Origin of the sequence: Bradyrhizobium sp. PUT101, assembly GCF_052043945.1 — a bacterium.
Classification (GTDB): domain Bacteria; phylum Pseudomonadota; class Alphaproteobacteria; order Rhizobiales; family Xanthobacteraceae; genus Bradyrhizobium.
Map to the genome: position 1 here is coordinate 6,161,210 of NZ_CP197207.1, position 19,238 is coordinate 6,180,447.

Consider the following 19,238-nt stretch of genomic DNA (forward strand, 5'->3'; position numbering starts at 1 on the left):
AAGAATTAGTTCAAATCAGCCGGCAACAAAGGCGAGCAGGGTGCCGTTGGCCTTGGCCGGCGGCACGCAGATCGCATCGCCGCTGCGGACAGCGGCTGAACCCAGCGCCTTCTCCGTCGCCGCCAGATTGCTGCTGACCAGCACCAGCGCGGCCCCGCCGCGCTCGGAGAGACCGGTCAGCGGCACGCCGGGATAGCGTTTGCCGAGCTGGTCCAGCGTCAGATAGACGAAGTCTGCGCGATCCCCGCCGGAAGGCACTGTGACCGCGCCGTCCGCCTCGGTTTTCGGCGCGCGGTCGATGAGCCGGCCGAGATGCGCGGCTTCCTGCGCCGGCTCGGGCGTTGCGATCAGCGCCTGCTTGATCCGCCTGGCCGCATTGGCGTGCTGCATCAGTTCGGGAATCCACACGGTCTCCCGCGTCCTGTGCTGGCACGCGAAGATGCGCACGCCGCCGGGCGCTTCCGCGGTCGGCCACATGAAGGTACGGAATTTCGCCGCCGAGACCGTGCCGTCAGGCAGCGTCACCGGCCGTTCGAAATCGGTCGGGCCGATCGGCGTCAGGCCCCGTGCGCGGATCTCCTCCGCGCCCGCGGCGGAATCGATGGCAGTGAAAGCGATGCGCTCGATGCCCTCACCCTGCTTGTCGAGGAACGCGCGCGCCGGCGCGTTCTGCTCGGTCGCAGCGAGCACGCCGAGCAGCTCCATATAGTCGGGGTCGAACATGATGGTGTAGTTGCCGGTGCCCATATGCGCGCTGTGGGTGCCGCGCGGCGACACGGTGAAGCCGAGCCGTCTGTAGTTCTCGGCGGCCTTGTCGAGGTCCTGAACCATGACCACGGCGTGGTCGATACCGATGACGTTCTTGAGGGCCACTGTTCTTTTCCCCGATTGCAAGCTGATTTTGGGCCGCGCCAGCGGCTGCCGGTCATGTCTACGCCGGTTAGGTGGTCAAGTCATTTTCAATTCAGCGGCAGATGCGGAATTTCATTCCGCGCGACGCACCCTCGTGCGAGGCGGGTCAGCGCGCCTGCGCGAGATAGGCGGCGAGGACGGCGCGCTCCTCGCTGGTCATTTCGGTGATGTTGCCCGGCGGCATGGCATTCGACCAGGCCGCGACACGGCCGATCAGGCGGATGTTGCGATGGATGTGCCCGGGCGCGTCGAGCAGGATGCCCTTCGGGGCGGTCGCGATGCCGGCCCAGACCGGCTCGGCCGCGTGGCACATGCTGCAGCGGGACATCACGATCTCCTCGACATTGGCGAGCGTCGGCTGTGCCGGCAGCGCGCTTGTCTTGACCTCGCGTGGGCCGGCGGCGGAGAGGAATAGGATCGCGACCACGCCGATTGCCGCCACGCCCCACACCCACCACGGCGATTTGCGCCCCGCGTGTCGTTCGTTGAAGAAGTGGCGGATCACCGGCCCCAGTGCCAGGATGATCGCGACGATAATCCAGTTGAAGCGCGTGGCGTAGAGCAGGGGATAGTGGTTGCTGATCATCAGCACGACGACGGGGAGCGTCAGATAGTTGTTGTGGACCGAACGCTCCTTGCTTGCCTTGCCGAGCTTTGGATCGGGGGCCTGGCCCGCGATCAGGCTGGCGACGATCCTCTTCTGGTTCGGGATGATCAGCGCGAAGACGTTGGCCACCATGATGGTGCCGATGATCGCGCCGATCTGGTTGAAGGCGCCGCGGCCGCTCAGCACGTGGGTGAAGGCGTAGGTCAGCGCGACCAGGAACAGGTAGCCGCCGATGGCAAAGGGCAGCTCGCGCTGCGCAAGCCCGGTGCGGCAGGCGGCTTCATAGAGCAGCCATGCCAGCGCGAGGCTGCAGAAGCTGAACAGGCCGGCCTGGAAGGGCGTGAGGTCGAGGATCGACCTGTCGACCAGGAACAGATCGGCCTCGAGATAATACACCACCACCATCAGCGCGAAGCCGGACAGCCAGGTGGTGTAAGCTTCCCATTTGAACCAGGTCAGCTCGTCCGGCATCTGGCTTGGGGCCACCAGATACTTCATGATCCGGTAGAAGCCGCCGCCATGAACCTGCCAGGCCTCGCCCTGCACGCCGTCAGGCAGGTCGCCCGTCAGGTTGCTCCTGGGCTTGAGGCTGAGGTCGAGGGCGATGAAATAGAAGGAACTTCCGATCCAGGCGATCGCCGCCACCACGTGCAGCCAGCGCAGCAGCAGGCTCGCCCATTCCGATATGACGGATCCCCACATGATCTTCCCATCAGTCGCGACAGCGATGTCGCAGCTTTGATGACCGCACCGTACCCTTACAATGTGTCGCATCTATCCGCGGTGTTTTCCAGTACGATGGGTGCACCTGATGCGCATCGTGCGGGCATGAGCTGACGTCGAATGCGACGGGTGCTTGACCTGCCGCAGAACGTTTGCGGACGAACGGCGTTGACGCCCGGTACGTACAGGTGGAGAGGAAGGCGACGTGAAGAACAGGATTTCGTCCGCGGCGATATCCGCGGGGCTGCTGGTTGCAGTTGCGGCCGGCGCGCAGGCCGAGCCGGTGTTGCAGGGCAAGGGCGCCTATGGCGACTGGCGGGCCGACAAGCCGGGCACCGTCAGGCTGATCCGGCAGCAGGATCTGGTCAGGCCCGGCGCTACGCGGTCGGTTGCGAGCTCGTCGCGCGTGGTGCCGCGTCCGCCGGAGGCCGCGCTTCAGGTGCCCGCAGGCTTCAAGGTCGAGCTGTTCGCCGAAGGCCTGCGCGCACCCCGCATCATACGCGTCGCGCCGAATGGCGACGTCTTCGTCGCGGAGACACGGGCCGGCAATGTCCGTGTGTTGCGCGCCGGAGAGGGCGGCAAGGTCGCGACCAACGAGGTGTTCGCCAGTGGACTGCGGCAGCCGTTCGGCATCGCGTTCTTTCCGAATGGCGACAATCCGCAATGGGTCTATATCGCCAACACCGACGGCGTCGTCCGCTTTCCCTATCAGGCCGGCGATCTCAAGGCGCGCGGCAAGGCGGAGACGATCGTGGCGAGCCTGCCGCATGACGGCGGCCACTCCACCCGCGATATCGTCTTCACGCCCGACAACAAGCGCATGCTGGTCTCGGTCGGCTCGCTCAGCAATGTCGCCGAGGGCATGGGCACGCCGCCGGGTGGATTGGAGGCGTGGTCGAGAACGCAGCCGCTCGGTGCGGCCTGGGCGAGCGAGACCGAGCGCGCCACCGTGCTGGCCTTCAATCCTGACGGCAAGGAGCGGAAGATCTACGCCACCGGCCTCCGCAACTGCGTCGGCCTCGCAATCCAGCCGCAGACCGGTCTGCTCTGGTGCTCGACCAACGAGCGTGACGGCCTCGGCGACGATCTCGTCCCCGATTACGTGACCAGCGTGAAGGAGGGCGCGTTCTACGGCTGGCCGTGGTTCTACATCGGCGGCAACGAGGACCCGCGCCACGCCGGCGCGCGCCCGGACCTGAAGGGCAAGGTGACGGTGCCGGACGTGCTGATCCAGCCGCACTCGGCCTCGCTCGGCATGACCTTCTATCAGGGCACGCAGTTTCCGTCCGAATACCAGGGCGACGCCTTCGCCGCCGAGCACGGCTCCTGGAACCGCTCGAAGCGCACCGGCTACAAGGTGATCCGCATCCGGATGAAAGACGGCAAGCCGACCGGAGAGTACGAGGATTTCGTCACGGGGTTCGTGGTGAGCGACTCGGAGGTGTGGGGGCGTCCGGTGGGCGTCGCCGTGGCGAAGGATGGTTCGCTGCTGATCTCGGAGGATGGCAACGGCACGATCTGGCGGGTGACGCATTCGCGGTGAGCGAGCATGCTTCGCCTCTCTCCGCGTGCGGCAGGGCTATCGCATATGGTGTGAATGATGCTTCGGCGTCGGGACTGGGCTCCCTCTCCCGCTTGCGGGCAGGACAATCGCATTTGAATTTTGCAGAGGTCGTCATGCCCGGGCTTGTCCCGGGCATCCACGTTCTTTGTGCTGGAAAGGCGTGGATGGCCGGGACAAGCCCGGCCATGACGCTGTGGAGACAGTCGGTGCCCATAGCCACATCTCATATGCGATAGCCCTGCCGCGTGCGGGGAGAGGGAGAAGAACGACCTACCCCCGTCGCACGCTGGCACCACCATCCACTGGCAGCGTTACGCCGGTGATGAAGTTCGCCTCGTCCGACGCCAGAAACAGCGCGGCGTTGGCGACGTCCCATCCGGTGCCCATCTTCCCGCGCAGCGGTACCTTGCTGTCGCGCTCGGCTTCGACCTCGGCGCGGGTCTTGTGCCATTCGCGGGCGCGGGTGTCGACGGCCATCGGCGTGTTCATCAGGCCGGGCAGGATGACGTTGGCACGAATGCCGTATTCCGCGTTTTGATAGGCGAGCTGTTCGGTGAAGGCGATCATCGCGGATTTCGTCGCCTTGTAGGCGACATAAGGATACGTCGTGATCGCGGCCATCGAGGAGATGTTGATGATGGCGCCGCTTCGTTGAGCGCGCATGATCGGGATCACCTCCTTCGCGGCGAGTATGCAGCTCTTCAAATTGATGGCGACGACGCGGTCGAACGCCTCCTCGGTCAGTTGCAGCAGCTCGGCGTCGCCGCCGGACAGGCTGACGCCGACATTGTTGTGCAGCACGTCGATCCGGCCCCAGCGCGATTGCGCGTCGGCCACCATCGCCTTGATGTCGGCAGCCTTGGTCACGTCGGCCTCGAAGGCCGCGGCGGTGCCGAGTTTCGCGGTGATCATCCCGACCGTTTCCTGCGCCGACTCCAGGTGATGGTCGACGCACAAGACCTTCGCGCCTTCGCGCGCGAAGGTGAGCGCGGTGGCGCGGCCGTTGCCCATGCCTTCGCCGGGACTTTGCCCGGCCCCGACGACGATCGCGACCTTGTCCTTCAAGCGCATCTCGGTTCACTCCCCGGCACGGGCACCATTCGTCCCATTGTTTATTTTCGTGCAGATTAGCAATCGCCCCGTCCGGAGAGAAGGGCGTGGCGCCTGCGTGCATGTCATTGACATCACATGGAATTGCATGTTGCGGCCGGCCTGTCGCGCATGACTGACCCTTGCAGTCCAGGAACCGTTCCGAGGTCGCAGCGTTTGCGGCCGGAGCCTTTCCCGCGCTAGGCTCGGTCCGGGGGCTCCCAACCGCCAGTGGCTTGCCGATGAATCTGCTCGATCCGCAAGGGCCCGTGGCTGCGGGCAACAGCACCATTCTGGTCGATTCCGTCTTCATCATGCTCGTGATCGTGGTGCCCACCATCATCGCGATCCTCGGCTTTGCTTTCTGGTTTCGCGCCTCGAATCCGAAAGCGCATTACCAGCCGCACTTCGTCTATTCCGGCCGCGTCGAAATGGTGGTGTGGTCGATCCCTGCACTCACGGTCATCCTGCTCGGCGGCGTCGCCTGGATCGGCTCGCACCAGCTCGATCCGGCCGCGCCCGTGCCGGGCACCGGAAGCCCGGTGCGGATCCAGGCCGTGTCGCTCGACTGGAAATGGCTGTTCATCTATCCGGACCAGCGCATCGCCACCATCAACACGTTGACGGTGCCTGCGGGCGCCGAGCTGAATTTCCAGCTGACATCGTCGAGCGTGATGAACACGTTCTTCATCCCGCAGCTTGGCAGCATGATCTACACCATGAACGGCATGGTGACGAAGCTGAACCTGCGCGCCGACACTGAAGGCAAGCTCCAGGGCCTGTCCGCGCATTTCTCCGGCGACGGCTTTCCCGACATGATGTTCGACGTCAACGTGGTCTCGCCGCTCGCCTTTCCGGAATGGGTCGCGACCACGGCGAAGGCGGATGCGGTGCTGAATGCGGACACCTACAAGAAGCTGATGCAGCAGGGCATCGAGAAGGGCCGACCTGTCTACCGCCTGGACGATCCGCGGCTGTTCGACCTGATCGCGAGCCAGCACATTCCGCCGGGGCCGGGGCCGGAGCTCGCATCCGAAGCAGGCCGGTCGCACAGTGGAGGCCATGATGCTCGGTAAGCTCGATTGGTCGGCCATTCCGCTAGATCAACCGATTCCGCTCGTCGCCGGCGCGATGGTGCTGGTCGCAATCCTCGGCGTCTTGACGTGGGTCGTGGCGAAGGGACATCTGCCCTATCTCTGGAGCGAATGGATCACCAGCGTCGATCACAAGCGCATTGGCGTCATGTACATCCTGCTCGCCTCGGTGATGCTGCTGCGCGGCGGCAGCGACGCCATCATGATGCGGATCCAGCAGGCGATCGCCTATCAGTCGCAGGGCTATCTGCCGCCGGAGCACTACAACCAGATCTTCTCGGCGCACGGCACCATCATGATCTTCTTCGTGGCGATGCCGTTCGTGATCGGGCTGATGAATCTCGTCGTGCCGCTCCAGCTCGGCGTGCGCGACGTGGCGTTTCCGACGCTCAATTCGGTCGGCTTCTGGCTGACTGCGACCGGCGCGCTGCTGGTCAACGTCTCGCTCGTGGTCGGGGAGTTTGCGCGCACCGGCTGGCTCGCCTTTCCGCCGCTGTCGGAGCTGGCCTACTCGCCCGGTGTCGGCGTCGACTATTACGCCTGGTCGCTGCAGATCTCCGGCGTCGGGACGCTGGTGGCCGGCATCAATCTCGTCACGACCGTGCTGAAGCTGCGCACGAGGGGCATGAACTATCTGCGCATGCCGATGTTCTGCTGGACCACGCTGGCCTCGAACCTTCTCATTGTCGCGGCCTTTCCGATCCTCACTGCAACGCTCGCGATGCTGCTGCTGGACCGCTACCTCGGCTTCCACTTCTTCACCAACGAGGCCGGCGGCAACGTCATGATGTTCATGAACCTGATCTGGGCCTGGGGCCATCCCGAGGTCTACATCCTGGTGCTGCCCGCCTTCGGCATCTTCTCCGAGGTGGTATCGACCTTCTCCGGCAAGGCGCTGTTCGGCTATCGTTCCATGGTGCTGGCGACCATGGCGATCTGCGTCATCTCCTTCATGGTCTGGCTGCACCATTTCTTCACGATGGGGGCGGGGCCCGACGTCAACGCCATCTTCGGCATCGCCAGCATGATCATTGCGATACCGACCGGCGTGAAGATCTACAATTGGCTGTTCACGATGTATGGCGGCCGCATCCGGTTTGCGACGCCGATGCTGTGGTCGGTCGGCTTCATGGTCACCTTCATCATCGGCGGATTGACGGGCGTCCTCGTCGCGGTGCCGCCGGCCGACTTCATGCTTCACAACAGCATGTTCCTGGTTGCGCACTTCCATAACGTCATCATCGGCGGCGTGCTGTTCGGCGCCTTCGCCGGCTTTGAATATTGGTTTCCGAAGGCGTTCGGCTTCCGCCTCGACGAGCGCTGGGGCAAGGCCGCGTTCTGGTTCACCTTCCTCGGCTTCTACGTCACCTTCATGCCGCTCTACATCGCCGGCATGCTCGGCATGACGCGCCGAATGCAACACTACGACGTCGCTGCGTGGCGACCCTGGATGATCGTTGCGGCGGTCGGCGTGGCCGTGCTGTCGATCGGCGTGATCTGCCAGATCGTGCAGCTCGTGGTCAGCATCCGCAATCGCGAGGCGTTGCGCGACCGCACCGGCGATCCCTGGGACGGGCGCTCGCTGGAATGGGCGACCTCGTCGCCGCCGCCGGTGTTCAATTTCGCCTTCAATCCCGATGTGCGCGGCGAGGACGCCTATTGGGAGATGAAGGCCCGTGCCCGGCAGCAATCGCTCGAGCACGAAGAGCCCGAGTATCAGGACATCGAGATGCCCCGCAATTCGCCGACCGGCTTCGTCTGCGCGTTCTTCGCCACCATCATGGGCTTCGCGCTGATCTGGCACATCTGGTGGATGGTGATCCTGGGCGGCATCGGCGCGTTCGCGACCTTCGTCGTGTTCGCCTGGCGCGACCATGATGAGTACGTCATCCCGGCCGACGAGGTCGCAGCGATAGACCGCGCCAATCTCGAAGAGCGGCGCAGCCTCGTCAGCATGGCGGGAGCGGTCTGATGGCGATGACCGCGACCGCCGACCACGCCCGCGCCGATCCCCATCACATCGGCGTCGTCATCGAGCATCCCGGGCCCGCGCCGAAGCGGATCGTGACCGCCTACGGCTTCTGGATCTTCCTGCTCTCCGACATCGTGATGTTCTCCTGCTTCTTCGCGGCCTATGCCGTGCTGTCCGGCCAGACTGCCGGCGGCCCCAAGGGCGCGGAGATCTTCGAGCAGAGGAATGTCGCGATCGAGACGGTCTGCCTGCTGCTCTCGAGCTTCACCTGTGGCATGGCCAGCATCGCCGCCGACGTCCGCAACCGGCTCTGGTTCTATCTCGGCATGACCGTGACCTGCGTGCTCGGGCTGATATTCCTCGTCCTCGAGTTCCGCGAATTCGCCGATCTCATCGCCCGCGGTTACGGTCCGTCGCGCAGCGCGTTCCTGACCGCGTTCTTCTCGCTGGTCGGCTGCCACGGCCTGCACGTCTCCGCCGGCGTCCTGTGGCTCCTCACCATGATGGCCCAGGTTTTCGCAAAGGGCTTTCGTGCCGACATATTGCGCCGGATGACGTGCTTTGCGCTGTTCTGGCATGCGCTCGACATCATCTGGGTCGCGGTGTTCTCGGTCGTTTACCTGCTCGGGAGTGCGCCATGAGTGAACAGACGCATGGGATGGTCAAACACGACCTCGCACCGGGCGAGGAAGAGCAGCACAGTGTCGGCGCAAGGATCCTCGGCTACGTCGTCGGGCTCGTGCTTGCGCTGCTGCTTACGGCGACCTCGTTCTTCATCGCCGGCACCGATCTGGTCTGGCAGCCCTCGATTCCCGTCGCGCTGATCGTGCTTGCGATCGCACAGATGGGTGTGCATCTCGTATTTTTCCTGCACATCACCACGGGCCCCGACAACACCAACAACGTGCTGGCGCTCGCCTTCGGGCTGCTGGTCGTCTTCCTGGTGGTGGGCGGGACGGTCTGGATCATGGCGCATCTCAACGCGAACATGCCGCCGATGGACCAGATCATGCGGATGCAGTGATAGCGCAACGATCGTATCAAGGCGTCTCGGGTGCATTTGGAGCGCTGATGTTCCCCAGGGCGTCAGGGCTTGTCCCCGGGCATGGCGCCTCGGCTTGCAGCGGCGCACAAAAAGAAGGGCCGCTTGCCTGTGACAAGCGGCCAAGTCTGGGAGGAAACGCCCGAGCAAAGGCAATCGGGCCGGAGCCGGATTGCTGCCAAGGAAACGCTCGCGCAAGGCGCTCGCGTACGCATACAAATGCAGCAACTTCCGATAAAGTTCAATTCCGGATCAATACGTAGCCGGAATACTACTCACGGGTGCTGGAACCGTTCGTTCACTTTGGCCGGCGGCAATTATAGGCCTTGCGGAAGCCGGCAGCCTGGGCGTCGTCCTCCGAGCAGAACCAGCGGTCGGGTTTGGTGGTCGCGGGATAGCTCGGGCAGCCGCGCAAATGATAGATGCCGATATTGCCGGTGACGCGGGCGCGCACTGCAAGCTTGCCCTTGATGCTGCAACTGGGCGGCATCGTCAGTTCCTCCGGAAACAGCACGGCGCGAATCTCTTTATCGCGGTCGGGCCGGCAGGCGGTGCCCAGGAGTGTGCCGTCCTTCTTGCCGGTGCGAAAATCTTGCGGTGCAACAAAACAGCCCTTCCAGATCCCGGCGGCGGCTGTCCTGGCTTCGGCCGCGGCGGGCTTGACGTTGGCCTTGATCGGCTCCCGGGCGACGGCAAAGCCGAGCCTGACCATCTGTTCGTTCAAAGTCGACTTGTCGCCCTCGGCCGTGCAGATCGCCCGGTGCCGCTTGCCAAAGCTCTTTTCCGGCCCGACATCGTCACAGCGCACCACGCGTCCCCTGATCAGCTTCGTCAGCTGATCGCGGGCCTCGATGCCGCAGGTCCAGGCATCGGCGTGATCGTCGATGCAGACCTGGTCCAGCTCGGGCGCATCGACGCCGTCCAGCCGATAGGTCACGTCGCCGAGCTGGATGGAGTTGCCGTCGCGGGCCGTCGCGGCGCCGGTCAGCGCCGAGGCAGGGCTGGAGGTGCCCAGAAATCCGGACAAGGCGAAAAACGAAACGAGCGCAAAAGCGCGGGCGCGGGCAATGAAATTTCGGAAGGACATACGGTCTCGCTATCGATGGCTCGTGCGTCTCGTTCCTAGCATCGGGATGTGGCGATACCAATGGTCTGCACCCTGCGAAGTGCGACATTCCGGCCTCGCGGCTTTACTCGGCCGTCGCTCTGACCCTATCGTTCGCCGGCCTCGCTGACCGCGAAAGGCCGAATCGCCCGGAAAGCGGCGAGGGGGGAGGAAAAGGTTGCGATGAAAGACCCCGTGGACGTCCTGATCATCGGCGCCGGCGCTTCAGGCGCGGCGGTGGCGTGGTCGCTGGCCGAGACCAAGATGCACATCCTCTGCCTGGAGCAGGGCGGCTGGATGAACCCGGCGGAATATCCCAGCACCGGCCGGGATTGGGAGGCCAAATTCTACGGCGAGTGGTCGTCGAGCCCCAATGTCCGCGGCCGGCCCGAGGACTACCCGATCAACGACGACAACTCCCCGATCAAGGTCGTCAACTACAATGCGGTCGGCGGCTCGACGGTCATGTACACCGCGCACTGGCCGCGGCTGCATCCCTCCGATTTCAAGGTGAAGACGCTCGACGGCGTCGCCGACGACTGGCCGATCGACTACGACGCGCTGACCCCGTTCTTCGAAGAGAACGACCGCATCATGGGCACGTCCGGCCTGTCAGGCGATCCGCTTTCGCCGCTGACGCATCCGCCGATGCCGCAGCAGCCGCTCGGATTGTCCGGCGCCATCATCGGCAAGGCCATGAACGAGCTCGGCTGGCACTGGTGGCCGTCGGATACGACGGTCGCGACCATGGACTATGAGGGCCGGGCGCGCTGCATCAATCTCGGTCATTGCACGCCGGCCTGCGCGCAAGGCGCAAAGTCCTCCACCGACATCACCTATTGGCCGCAAGCGATCCGCGCCGGCGTCGAGCTGCGCACCCATTGCCGCGTGCGGGAGATCACCACCGACGAGAACGGCATGGCCTCGGGCGTCGTCTACTACGACAAGGACGGCGTCGAGCAGTTTCAGCCCGCGCATGTCGTCATCATCGCTTGCAACGGGGTCGGCACGCCGCGGCTGCTGCTGAACTCCGCATCCGGCCGCTTCCCCGATGGCCTTGCCAATTCGTCAGGCCTCGTCGGCAAGAACCTGATGTTTCATCCCTATGCGCAGATCTACGGATTTGTGAAGGAGCCGACCGACAGCAATCGCGCGCCGCCGACCTGCCTGTGGAGCAAGGAGTTTTACGACACCGACCTGTCGCGCGGCTTCGTGCGCGGCTACGGCATCCAATTCGGCCGCGGCGCTGGACCGGTGTTCGAGGCGGTCGCGAGCGAGCAGAAGGGCATTCTGCCATGGGGCGCCGACCATCATCGCGTGTTCCGCAAGCTCAACGGTCATCGGCTCGCGGTGTCGGCGATCTGCGAGGATCTACCCGAGGAGCACAACCGCGTCACGCTCGATCCCGTGCTGAAGGACAGTCACGGCATCCCCGCGCCGAAGGTCGACTATGCGATCAGCGAGAACAGTCGGAAAATGATGGAGCACGGGTTGGCGCGCGGCCGGGAGATTCTCGAGACCGCCGGCGCGACCGACATCTGCATCAACAATCCGATTCCCTGGGGCGGCTGGCACCTGCTCGGCACCGCGCGAATGGGCACCGATCCCGAACGTTCCGTGGTCAACGAATGGGGCCGCTCGCACGACGTGAAGAACCTCTTCATCGTCGACGGCAGCATCTTCGTCACCTCGGGCGGCGTGAACCCGACGTCCACCATCCAGGCCCTCGCGCTCTACATCGCCGACCAGATGAAGCAGCGCCTCGCCAATTTGTTCGATTGAGAATGATGTGGATCCAAGCGAGCGACGACCTCGGTGCACCTCTCCCGCTTGCGGGAGAGGTCGGCGCAACGCGCCGGGTGAGGGTTTTCTCCTCTGGGGGATCCCCTCTGTGGAGACACCCTCTCCCCAACCTTCCCCCGCAAGCGGGGGAGGGAGCAGACCTTCATCGCCGCACGAGCCTTGGAAGAGGACACAATGTCTGATCAACTCTCCCTGACGCTGCGGCAGCGTGACGACCTCCGCACCATTGCGGCGATGATCATTCCTGCCAGCGACGAGTACAAGGTGCCCGGTGCCGATGACGACATCATCCAGGCCGACATAATCGCAACGCTCGGTCGCGACACCAAACAGGTCGTGGCGGCACTTGATCATCTGGCTCGGCTCGCCGGCATGCCGCTGGCCGATCTCGAGCCCGCCGCGCGCGACGGCGTTGCCCAGCAGTTCCGTATCTCCGGCGGCGTCGCCGCAGCAACGCTCGTCCGTGTCGTGCTGCAATGCTACTACCGCGACGACCGCGTGCTGCGCTCGCTCGGGCTGGAGCTGCGCGCGCCGTTCCCCAAAGGGCACGTGCTCCCGGATGGGGACTGGTCGCTGCTCGACCCGGTCAAGGCGAGAGGCGGCTCTCTGAAGCGGGCCCCCTAGCAGCCCTGCCCTCGCAGCCCCGCCTTGGGGCAGCCCAGCCCGGTCTTGGCAGCCCACCCTTGCGTCCCAAGCGGGCACTTGCGCGAGCAGGTGCAGGCCACCATCTGTGTGAGCCTCAAGGACTCTTGCCATGTTGGACTTCACCTCAGACATCGTCGATGACGCACCGTCATCGCGAGCGACAGCATTTGCCCCTGTCGACGACGGGGCCCTGCTGGACGCCTATTCCAATGCCGTGATCGACGTGACCGACCGTGTCGGTCCCGCGGTCGTGCGCGTCGAGACCGGGCCGAAGGTGCCGAACGGCCGCGAGCGCGGCGGGCTCGGCTCGGGCATCGTGATCTCGCCCGATGGGCTCGTCCTCACCAACAGCCATGTGGTCGGCAGTTCGAAGGAAATTCGGCTGCGCGACGTCGAGGGCCATGTCGGCGACGCGCAGGTGCTCGGCGTCGATCCCGACACCGATCTTGCGCTGCTGCGCGCCAATGGCGCGCGCCACTTGCCTTATGCCGCGTTAGGTAACTCCAAGAGCCTGCGCCGCGGCCAGCTGGTGATCGCGATCGGCAATCCGCTCGGCTTCGAATCGACCGTGACCGCCGGCGTCGTCTCGGCGCTCGATCCGCTCGGTGAGCGGGCGCACCATCGAGGACGTGATCCAGACCGATGCCGCACTCAATCCCGGCAATTCGGGTGGCCCGCTGGTGTCGTCGAATGCCGAGGTGATCGGCATCAACACCGCCATCATCAACGGCGCGCAAGGTATCTGCTTTGCGGTCGCCAGCAACACCGCGCAATTCGTGCTGTCGGAGATCATCCGCCACGGCTATGTCCGCCGCGCCTATATCGGTGTTGCCGGCCAGACCGCGCCGGTCCCGCGGCGGCACGCGGTGCTGGCCGGCGTCGAGAACAAGATGGGCGCGCTCTTGATGCAGATCGAGCCGGATGGACCCGCGGCCAAGGCGGGCCTGTTGCCCGGCGATGTCGTGATCAGGCTCGACGGCGTCGAGATCAATGGCGTCGATGATCTGATCCGCGTGCTCGACCGCGACCGGATCGGCCGGCGGCTCGCCATGGACGTGCTGCGGCTCGGCCGCCTGCGAGCGATCGATATCGATCCGATCGAGCGCAAGAAGGCGCGCTAGCGCCCGGGCGCCTGGGCGGGGTATGACACCGTCATGCCTCGCTCACGGAAGCTTGCCGCATGATGCCGGCGCACGAGACCTACGACGTCATTGTGATCGGCGCCGGTGCCGGTGGCATGACGGCCGCGGCCGTCGCCGCGGCTGAAGGCCTGCGCGTGCTGGTGATCGAGAAGACCGCCTTTGTCGGCGGCACCACCGCGTGGTCCGGCGGCATGGTCTGGATCCCCGCCAACCCCAAGATGAAAGAGGCGGGACTTTCCGACAGCGTCACCGATGCAGTCCGGTATCTGTCGAGCACGGTCCCCGAGCCCGGCAATGCCGGCCTGCGCGCCGCCTTCCTCGCGCGCGGGCCCGAGGCGATCGCCTATCTCGAAGCCAACACCGAGGTGCGCCTCCAGCCGGTGAAGGCCTGTCCGGACTATTATCCGGAACGGCTGGGGGCGACGCCCGGCGGCCGCGTGCTGGAGCCGGTTGTTTTCGACGGCGCCCGGCTGGGAAAAGGTTTCGCGCGATTGCGGCCACCGCTGCCGGAGTGCACGCGGTTCGGCGGGATGATGGTCAGCCGCCTCGACATTCCGCATCTGGGCCGGATCGGAACGTCGCTGCGCTCGACCTTGCGCGCGGCGCAGTTGGTTTCCGCATATGCGTGGCAGCGCCTGCGATCGCCGCGCGGGACGACATTGCATCTCGGCAATGCGCTCGCCGCGCGGCTGTATGCCACGCTGCTGGCGCGGCAGGTCGAGATCCTCTTCAGCGCTGATGTCGAGGGCTTACCGATGCGGGACGAGCGCGTCGCCGGCGTGGTGATCCGCCACGGCGCCCGCGACCGCCTGATCGCGGCGCGCCGCGGCGTCGTGCTCGCGACCGGAGGCTTCTCGCACGATGCGAGCTTGCGCAAACGCTTCTTCCCGGCCGGTGCAGGTTTTATCTCGGCGGCCGCTCCGTCTGCGACGGGCGACGGGCTTCGGCTTGCGACTACAGTCCGTGCAGCGCTCAACACGGACGCGACGAGCGCAGCCTATTGGGTCCCGGCCTCGCTGTTCCGCCGCACTGATGGCAGTCGCGGCGTGTTCCCGCACATGGTGACCGATCGCGCCAAGCCCGGCGTGATCGCCGTCAATGCGGCCGGCCGGCGCTTCGTCAACGAGGCGCTGTCCCACCACGAGTTCGTGCTGGCCATGCTGCGCGAGGCCAATGGTGAGCCGGACCAGCCGTTCCACCTGATCTGCGACCGCCTGTTCCTGTGGGCCTACGGCCTCGGCCGCATCAAGCCATTCACGTGCAATTACCGACGCTACGTAAGGAGCGGTGAGTTGATCGAGGCGGCGGATGTCGCGCAGCTCGCAGTCGAGATCGGCATCAAGCCATCCATGCTTGCAGCGACGATTGCCAATTACAACACCGGTGCGAAGGAGGGGCGCGATCCCGAATTCGGTCGCGGCAGCACCATCTATCAGCGCCATCTCGGCGATGCCGCTCACAAGCCCAATCCTTGCGTCGCGCCGATCGTCCACGCGCCGTTCTTCGCGCTGCGCATCCATCCGGCGGATCTCGGCACGGCCATCGGCATGACGGTGGATGCGCAAGCGCGTGTGCTGCGCAAGGACGGCACCCCGGTCGCCGGCCTCTACGCCTGCGGCAATGACATGGCTTCGATCACGAACGGCAACTATCCGGCTTCGGGCATCACGCTCGGGCCGGCGCTGACGTTCGGGTACATCGCGGGGCGGCATCTGGCGGAGGGGAGTGTTGCGATGGCGCTGCCACCAAGGATGACCACGACACCAGTCTAGCCGTCCCCACCGCTGTCATGCCCCGCGAAAGCGGGGCATCCAGTAAGCCGCGGCCCATCGAGGAATCACAGCCGTCTCGGAGTACGGGATCGCCCGGTCAAGCCGGGCGATGACACCGAGAGTGTGGCGAAACGCCTTCTCCTACTCCGCAGCGGCCGCAAAGCGGCTGTTCTCGAGCTCCGCTTCCAGCCGCGCCGTCTCGGCCGCCGCCAGCTTGATATTGGCTTCCTTGACGTGGCCGAAGCCGCGGATCGTCTCGGGCATCCGTGCAAGCCGGGCCAGCAGCGGGATCTGCGCCGCTTGCAGCCCGACGATCCGCTGATCGATGATCGCCAGATAATCCGCGATCAGCTTGCGCTCGGTCCGGCGCTCCTCGGTGCGGCCGAACGGATCGAGCAGGCCGCCGCGCAGGAACCTGAGCTTTGCGAGAACGCGGAAGGCGTGGATCATCCAGCCTCCGAACTCCTGCTTCTGGAGATGACCGGTTACCTTGTCGCGCTTCGCGAAGATCGGTGGGGCGAGGTGGTACTTCAGGGTGAAATCGCCATCGAACTTTTCCGACACCTTCCTGGCAAAGCTGCCGTCGGTGTAGAGCCGTGCGACCTCGTACTCATCCTTGTAGGACATCAGCTTGAACAGGTTCTTCGCGACGGCCTCGGTCAGCTCAGTCGACGCGGGCGAAACGGCGCTCTCCGCCTTGCGCACCTTTGCGACCGCCGCGACATAGCGGTCGGCGTAAGCCTTGTCCTGATAGCCGGTCAGGAACTCGGCGCGGGTTGCGATGATGTCGTCGAGCGACTTCGTTGGCGCGGATGCGCGGCTCTTGAACTGGAGCACGCTGCGCACCCGCGACATGTCGTGGGCGGCGAGACGGCCCCAGGTGAAGGCGAGCTTGTTCATCTCGATCGCGGCGCCGTTGATCTCGATGGCGCGGAGCAGGGCCTCCAGCGACAGCGGGATCGCGCCCTTCTGGAAGGCGAAGCCGAGCATGAAGGGATTGGTTGCGATGCTGTCGCCCATCAGCGCGGCGGCAATGCCCGTCGCATCGATGATGTCGAGATTCTTGTCGCCGATCGCGTCGCGCAGCACGGTCTGCATCGTGCCCATCTCGAAGTCGAGATCGGGGTTTTGCACGAAGCTCGCGGTCGGCTGCAGGTCGGCGTTGATGTAGGCCTTCGTCACGCCGCGCTCGGCGCGGCTGAGCGCGGAGGGACCTGCCGAGACGATCATGTCGCAGCCGAGGATGACGTCGGCGCCGCCCGTGGTGATGCGGACGGCGGAGATGTCTTCCGGCTTCGGAGCGATGCGCACATGGCTCATCACCGCGCCGTTCTTCTGCGACAGGCCGGTGAAATCCAGCGCCGAGCAGCCGCGGCCGTCGACATGGGCGGCCATGCCGAGCAGCGCGCCGATGGTGATGACGCCGGTGCCGCCGATGCCGGTGACGAGGATGTTGTAGGGGCCGTCGAGTTCTCGCGCCGGCGGCAGCGGCAGATCGGCGAACAGCTGCCCGGAATCGACCGCCGAGGTCTTCATGCGCTTCAACGTTCCGCCATGCACCGTGACAAAGCTCGGGCAGAAGCCCTCGACGCAGGAAAAGTCCTTGTTGCAGTTCGACTGGTCGATCTGGCGCTTGCGGCCGAATTCGGTCTCCAGCGGCTGCACCGAGACGCAATTGGAGGCCTGCGAGCAGTCGCCGCAGCCTTCGCAGACGAGCTCGTTGATGAACGCGCGCTTGGCGGGATCGGGATAGAGCCCGCGCTTGCGGCGGCGGCGCTTTTCGGCGGCGCAGGTCTGGTCGTAGACGATGACGGTGAGGCCCTTGATGTCGCGCAGCTCGCGCTGCACGGCATCGAGCTCGCGGCGGTGATGGATGGTTGCGCCTTGCGGAAAGTAGTTTCCTGGCGGGTACTTGCTCGGATCGTCGGAAACGATCGCGAGCCGCTTGACGCCTTCGGCCCAGACCTGATGCGCGATCTGCGCGACGTTGAAGGCGCCTTCGGCCGGCTGGCCGCCGGTCATGGCGACGGCATCGTTGTAGAGGATCTTGTAGGTGATGTTGATGCCGGCGGCAGACGCAGCGCGAAGGGCGAGAAGACCGGAATGGGTGTAGGTGCCGTCGCCGAGATTCTGGAAGATGTGCGTCTCGCTCGTGAAGGGCGATTGGCCGATCCAGTTCACGCCCTCGGCGCCCATATGCGAGATCAGGTCTGTCCGGCGGGTCGGCATGCTCAGGGCCATGCCGTGGCAGCCGATGCCGGCCATCGCGCGGCTGCCCTCCGGCACGCGCGTGGAGGTGTTGTGCGGGCAGCCCGAGCAGAAGAACGGCGTGCGCGCCAGCTTGATCTGCGTGCCGGTGGTGGCGGGATTGTCGAACGCCTCGAGCCGGGCGAGACGCTGCTCCAGCACCGGGCTGTGATGGCCGAGCTTGCGCAGTCGCGCCACCAGCGCGGAGGCAACGATGGTCGGCGTCAGTTCACCCTCGCCTGGCAGCAGCGGCGCGCCGCGCTCGTCGCGCTTGCCCGTGACGGTCGGGCGCTTCGATGCGTCAATATTGTAGAGGATGCGCATCAGCTGGTCTTCGATGAAGCCGCGCTTCTCCTCGACCACCAGCACGTCCTGAAGGCCTTCGGCGAAACGCTTGGCGCCGCTTTCCTCGAGAGGCCAGGTCAGGGCAACTTTGTAGATGCGAAGACCGAGATCCTGCGCATCCTTGTCCGTAATGCCTAAATCGGCGAGGGCCTGGCGCAAGTCCAGATAGGCTTTCCCGGTCGCAACGATACCGAGCCGCGCCGGCTTGGAATCGAGCACGATGCGGTCGAGCTGGTTGGCGCGGGCGAAGGCCTGCACCGCGGCCATCTTCGGGCCGAACAGGCGCTTCTCGGCGTCGAGCGGCGGATCGGGCCAGCGGATGTTGAGGCCGCCGGGCGGCATCTCGAAATCGTCGGGCAGCTTGATCTGGATGCGTTCGGGATCGCTGTAGATCGACGCGGAGCTTTCCACGGTCTCGCTGATCGCCTTGAAGCCGACCCAGCAGCCGGAGAAGCGCGACAGCGCGAAGCCGTAGAGGCCGAGGTCGAGATAGTCCTGCAGCGTCGCGGGATTGATCACGGGGATCAGCGCCGCCGCGAATACCTGCTCGCTCTGATGAGCCAAGGTCGAGGACTGGCAGCCATGGTCGTCGCCGGCAAGCGCCAGCACGCCGCCATTGAGCGAGGTGCCGGCCGCGTTGGCATGCTTGAGCGCATCGACCGAGCGATCGACTCCGGGGCCCTTGCCATACCAGATGCCGAACACGCCATCGACCTTGGCGCCGGGAAACAGGCCGACTTGCTGGCTGCCCCACACGGCGGTTGCAGCTAAGTCCTCGTTCAGGCCGGGCACGAAGGCGATGTCGTGCTGCTGGAGGTGCGACTTCGCCCGCCACAGCGCGTGGTCGTACATGCCGAGCGGGGAACCGCGATAGCCCGAGATGAAGCCGCCGGTGTTGAGCCCCTGGAGCCGGTCGCGTTCGCGCTGCAACATGGGCAGCCGAACCAGAGCCTGCGTCCCGGACAGGAAGATCCGCCTCGATTCGAGCCGGTATTTATCGTCCAGCTCGACCTGCATCAGCGTCATTTCGGGAGTCCTTGTCTTTCGTTCGGCGTGGGGTTTGCGCTGCGGGAGGGATTGCGGCTGCGCGACGCGAATTGTGACAGTCAAAAGCATGGGCCGGCGAAGTCAATATCGCTGGCCGCATCCGTGGCGCTCCTGCTAGTCATGGCTTCC

General features: G+C 65.3%; 13 protein-coding genes and 1 pseudogene. 9 read left to right on the forward strand and 5 right to left on the reverse strand.

Features of this window, described 5'->3' with window-relative positions; all coding sequences use genetic code 11:
• Nucleotides 1-15: 15 nt before the first annotated feature.
• Nucleotides 16-873, reverse strand: coding sequence for a VOC family protein (locus ACSHT2_RS29580; protein ID WP_440638311.1), 858 nt, complete (start codon nucleotides 871-873; stop codon nucleotides 16-18).
• Nucleotides 874-1,018: 145 nt separating this feature from the next.
• Nucleotides 1,019-2,221, reverse strand: coding sequence for a urate hydroxylase PuuD (locus tag ACSHT2_RS29585; protein ID WP_440638312.1), 1,203 nt, complete (start codon nucleotides 2,219-2,221; stop codon nucleotides 1,019-1,021).
• A 226-nt stretch (nucleotides 2,222-2,447) separates the two neighbouring features.
• Here ACSHT2_RS29585 and ACSHT2_RS29590 point away from each other — a divergent pair, with 226 nt between their 5' ends.
• Complete coding sequence (locus ACSHT2_RS29590; protein WP_440638313.1) at nucleotides 2,448-3,785, forward strand: PQQ-dependent sugar dehydrogenase; 1,338 nt, start codon at nucleotides 2,448-2,450, stop codon at nucleotides 3,783-3,785.
• 291 nt (nucleotides 3,786-4,076) lie between these two features.
• On the opposite strand, the gene ACSHT2_RS29595 is transcribed toward ACSHT2_RS29590, so the two are convergent.
• The gene (locus ACSHT2_RS29595; protein ID WP_440638314.1) at nucleotides 4,077-4,877 is read right to left on the reverse strand and encodes an SDR family NAD(P)-dependent oxidoreductase; all 801 of its coding nucleotides are present in this window, start codon (nucleotides 4,875-4,877) and stop codon (nucleotides 4,077-4,079) included.
• A 260-nt stretch (nucleotides 4,878-5,137) separates the two neighbouring features.
• On the opposite strand from ACSHT2_RS29595, the gene ACSHT2_RS29600 reads away from it, so the two are divergent.
• The 4 genes from ACSHT2_RS29600 to cyoD are packed head-to-tail and all read left to right on the forward strand — an operon-like array spanning nucleotide 5,138 to nucleotide 8,985.
• On the forward strand, nucleotides 5,138-5,971 hold the full coding sequence (locus ACSHT2_RS29600) for a cytochrome ubiquinol oxidase subunit II (RefSeq protein ID WP_440638316.1): 834 nt from the start codon (nucleotides 5,138-5,140) through the stop codon (nucleotides 5,969-5,971).
• Nucleotides 5,961-7,961 (forward strand): cytochrome o ubiquinol oxidase subunit I, encoded by a 2,001-nt coding sequence (cyoB, locus tag ACSHT2_RS29605; RefSeq protein WP_440642958.1) that lies wholly within the window; start codon nucleotides 5,961-5,963, stop codon nucleotides 7,959-7,961. The genes ACSHT2_RS29600 and cyoB overlap by 11 nt, the downstream gene beginning before the upstream one ends.
• Entirely contained in the window at nucleotides 7,961-8,602 is a 642-nt protein-coding gene (locus tag ACSHT2_RS29610) for a cytochrome (ubi)quinol oxidase subunit III (RefSeq protein WP_440638317.1), read from the forward strand. Before cyoB ends, ACSHT2_RS29610 begins: the two co-directional genes overlap by 1 nt.
• Nucleotides 8,599-8,985 carry a cytochrome o ubiquinol oxidase subunit IV gene (cyoD, locus tag ACSHT2_RS29615; protein ID WP_440638318.1) on the forward strand — a complete coding sequence of 129 codons (387 nt, stop codon included), beginning with the start codon at nucleotides 8,599-8,601 and terminating at the stop codon, nucleotides 8,983-8,985. The genes ACSHT2_RS29610 and cyoD overlap by 4 nt, the downstream gene beginning before the upstream one ends.
• A 316-nt stretch (nucleotides 8,986-9,301) precedes the next feature.
• On the opposite strand, the gene ACSHT2_RS29620 is transcribed toward cyoD, so the two are convergent.
• Nucleotides 9,302-10,090, reverse strand: coding sequence for a thermonuclease family protein (locus ACSHT2_RS29620; protein ID WP_440638319.1), 789 nt, complete (start codon nucleotides 10,088-10,090; stop codon nucleotides 9,302-9,304).
• 201 nt (nucleotides 10,091-10,291) lie between these two features.
• On the opposite strand from ACSHT2_RS29620, the gene ACSHT2_RS29625 reads away from it, so the two are divergent.
• The 4 genes and pseudogenes from ACSHT2_RS29625 (at nucleotide 10,292) to ACSHT2_RS29640 (ending at nucleotide 15,470) form a co-directional block, all read left to right on the forward strand.
• Nucleotides 10,292-11,890 carry a GMC family oxidoreductase gene (locus ACSHT2_RS29625; protein WP_440638320.1) on the forward strand — a complete coding sequence of 533 codons (1,599 nt, stop codon included), beginning with the start codon at nucleotides 10,292-10,294 and terminating at the stop codon, nucleotides 11,888-11,890.
• Between the two features lie 195 nt (nucleotides 11,891-12,085).
• The gene (locus ACSHT2_RS29630; protein WP_440638322.1) at nucleotides 12,086-12,535 is read left to right on the forward strand and encodes a hypothetical protein; all 450 of its coding nucleotides are present in this window, start codon (nucleotides 12,086-12,088) and stop codon (nucleotides 12,533-12,535) included.
• A gap of 130 nt (nucleotides 12,536-12,665) precedes the next feature.
• Nucleotides 12,666-13,677 (forward strand): annotated as a pseudogene (locus tag ACSHT2_RS29635) (S1C family serine protease).
• 59 nt (nucleotides 13,678-13,736) lie between these two features.
• Nucleotides 13,737-15,470, forward strand: a complete 1,734-nt coding sequence (locus ACSHT2_RS29640; RefSeq protein ID WP_440638323.1) for an FAD-dependent oxidoreductase — start codon at nucleotides 13,737-13,739, stop codon at nucleotides 15,468-15,470.
• Between the two features lie 141 nt (nucleotides 15,471-15,611).
• Here the strand turns inward: ACSHT2_RS29640 and ACSHT2_RS29645 are convergent, their stop codons facing one another.
• On the reverse strand, nucleotides 15,612-19,088 hold the full coding sequence (locus tag ACSHT2_RS29645) for an indolepyruvate ferredoxin oxidoreductase family protein (RefSeq protein ID WP_440638325.1): 3,477 nt from the start codon (nucleotides 19,086-19,088) through the stop codon (nucleotides 15,612-15,614).
• Between the last annotated feature and the right edge of the window lie 150 nt (nucleotides 19,089-19,238).

Coding starts and splice junctions, on each gene's coding strand:
- ACSHT2_RS29620 (WP_440638319.1), bottom strand. CDS start 10,090: ATGTCCTTCCGAAATTTCATTGCCCGCGCCCGCGCTTTTGCGCTCGTT.
- ACSHT2_RS29630 (WP_440638322.1), top strand. CDS start 12,086: ATGTCTGATCAACTCTCCCTGACGCTGCGGCAGCGTGACGACCTCCGC.
- ACSHT2_RS29625 (WP_440638320.1), top strand. CDS start 10,292: ATGAAAGACCCCGTGGACGTCCTGATCATCGGCGCCGGCGCTTCAGGC.
- ACSHT2_RS29585 (WP_440638312.1), bottom strand. CDS start 2,221: ATGTGGGGATCCGTCATATCGGAATGGGCGAGCCTGCTGCTGCGCTGG.
- cyoD (WP_440638318.1), top strand. CDS start 8,599: ATGAGTGAACAGACGCATGGGATGGTCAAACACGACCTCGCACCGGGC.
- ACSHT2_RS29595 (WP_440638314.1), bottom strand. CDS start 4,877: ATGCGCTTGAAGGACAAGGTCGCGATCGTCGTCGGGGCCGGGCAAAGT.
- ACSHT2_RS29640 (WP_440638323.1), top strand. CDS start 13,737: ATGATGCCGGCGCACGAGACCTACGACGTCATTGTGATCGGCGCCGGT.
- ACSHT2_RS29645 (WP_440638325.1), bottom strand. CDS start 19,088: ATGACGCTGATGCAGGTCGAGCTGGACGATAAATACCGGCTCGAATCG.
- ACSHT2_RS29610 (WP_440638317.1), top strand. CDS start 7,961: ATGGCGATGACCGCGACCGCCGACCACGCCCGCGCCGATCCCCATCAC.
- ACSHT2_RS29600 (WP_440638316.1), top strand. CDS start 5,138: ATGAATCTGCTCGATCCGCAAGGGCCCGTGGCTGCGGGCAACAGCACC.
- cyoB (WP_440642958.1), top strand. CDS start 5,961: ATGCTCGGTAAGCTCGATTGGTCGGCCATTCCGCTAGATCAACCGATT.